General features: G+C 41.9%; 3 protein-coding genes. 2 read left to right on the top strand and 1 reads right to left on the bottom strand.

All coding sequences use genetic code 11. The annotated features are described in order from the left end of the window. Together SANK73390_RS19140 and SANK73390_RS19135 are read left to right on the top strand one after the other, a co-directional pair. On the top strand, window positions 1-1,331 hold a 1,331-nt coding region (locus tag SANK73390_RS19140), incomplete at its 5' end, for an RHS repeat domain-containing protein (protein ID WP_462767962.1). Window positions 1,332-1,339: 8 nt separating this feature from the next. Next, window positions 1,340-1,750, top strand: coding sequence for a hypothetical protein (locus SANK73390_RS19135; protein ID WP_462767961.1), 411 nt, complete (start codon window positions 1,340-1,342; stop codon window positions 1,748-1,750). Window positions 1,751-1,788: 38 nt separating this feature from the next. Here the strand turns inward: SANK73390_RS19135 and SANK73390_RS19130 are convergent, their stop codons facing one another. Next, window positions 1,789-1,908, bottom strand: a complete 120-nt coding sequence (locus SANK73390_RS19130; protein ID WP_462767960.1) for a SymE family type I addiction module toxin — start codon at window positions 1,906-1,908, stop codon at window positions 1,789-1,791. Between the last annotated feature and the right edge of the window lie 83 nt (window positions 1,909-1,991).

Below are 1,991 nucleotides of genomic sequence, written 5' to 3'. Positions count from 1 at the left end.
GTGATGGCAGCACACGAATACGCCAAGTGTGGTATAGCTATTTTGATAAGCCAACGCGTATTGTGTCGCAAAAGGCACAAACAGAATTTAAATACGATGCGACAAATAGTCGTTTCCAGCGAGTTGATATAGAAGGGGATAAAACAACCACAACGTACTATGCAGGTAATACTGAGGTGGTTATAGAGCCGGGTAGCAAGCAATATCGTCGTTATATTGGTGACTTTGCCATCGCGACAGTGACAGGGCACAGACAAACAACACGATATATGTACAAAGACCACTTGGGGTCAACGGATGTTATCACCGCAGAAGATGGCGCATTAATTGAACGCCTAAGCTACGATGCCTTTGGTCGCCGTCGAGATGGATTAACGTGGGGTAAGATACAGCAGCTGTATACCGACTCGAGTGTACAAAATGCGCTGGATATTACGGAGAAGGGCTTTACAGGTCATGAGCATGTCGACCATGCTGAAGCTATCCATATGGGCGGTCGTATTTATGACCCGACATTGGGGCGTTTTATGCAGGCAGACCCATTTGTACAAGAGCCAACATCGGCACAAAGCTTTAACCGTTATACTTATGTGTTTAATAACCCATTGAGCTATACCGATCCAACGGGGTATATTTGTAGCCAAAATGACTGGGTGTTTAATTTCGGCTGTGTAGATAACTCAAATATTGAGAATACTGAGCGGGCGGGGGAGACTTCTGGGGTTTCAGAGCAAAATGTTAACCGTAATGTTGAAGCGAAAGAAGGTGAGTCGAAAGCGGCGTTAGAGCGGCATACAGAAGGGCAGGATTATATGAATCCTGCTCTATTCGACGGGCCTTTAGATTCTGCAGAAGACTGGGTTTATGACAACTTTATAGATCCAATTCCAGCGATTAATGAAGCTTTGGAATCTTTAAAAACAGAGGGTGTTAGTAGTGCTATATTGACCTTTGGTACTCACTACGCAGGTAAGAAGTTACAAGCGATAGGGAGGATTGGGGACAAAGCGGTGGATGTGGTTAGTGATGTTGCAAAGGAAGTAGACAAGTTTGGGAATGTAATAAGCCGTAAGCCCAAAAGTGTGCAGGATCAAATGACTTTGGATGCCGCTAAACGAGGTGAAGGGATAGTTAAGATTGAAAACTTGAGTGATCCAAAATACAAAGGGATGCAGAAAATGGAGCTTGAAACTATTTCTGCTGGAGGTAAAAAATCCAATGTCCACTATGTTCGAGATGCCGACGGAAATACGATGGATTTCAAGTTTAAAAAGCATAGTACTAACTACATCAATAACTATGAAAAAGTCAGAGAAGCGGGCAAAAGGTAATTAATTAGATGAAAGTTTTGTGTACGATCAATAATATTTTTGATCTTAAAGATAGTTCGACTGTGGAGCGTTTGAAAAAATATATTCGCTTGTCAGACGGACAATTAAATTTAGAAAAAAATAAGGAGTACTGTGTCTACGGTGTACTCTTTAGAGATAATTCACCGTGGTATTACCTGTGTTTGGATGACGATGATGAAAGTCCATCACCATATCCCGCTGAGTTGTTTGATGTTGTCGATGGCAGACCATCGTCATACTGGAGGCTTTCAACAGTAACCTATCCTGATGGGGTAATGTCCTCGATGGTTTTTGAGGAGTGGGCAAATGACCCTTCTTTTTATGAAAGGCTTGTTGAAGATGACCCCTCAGCTATTGAGGTGTTTCAAAGTTACCGTAATTTAATGAATATGGAATAACTTTAAATAATTAGCCCCGCACTCGCGGGGCTAATTATTTACACCACAGTAAAAACCAACTTCTTGTCATACACCTCAATGGTGTAAGGCGCCCCAATTTCAAACCCGGCTTGTTCAAGCCAAAATCCCCGTAAATTAATCCAAGGTAGAATAAACATGACACCCACTTTTATTTGCTTGTTTTTTGTTCATCGCCTATCTTTTATTTATCTGGTCAAAAGGTAGGCAGCTAACATGGCGA

Source organism: Pseudoalteromonas sp. SANK 73390 (genome assembly GCF_054966645.1).
The sequence above is the reverse complement of the archived record's forward strand: the minus strand, read 5'-3'. Positions and strand labels throughout refer to the sequence as shown.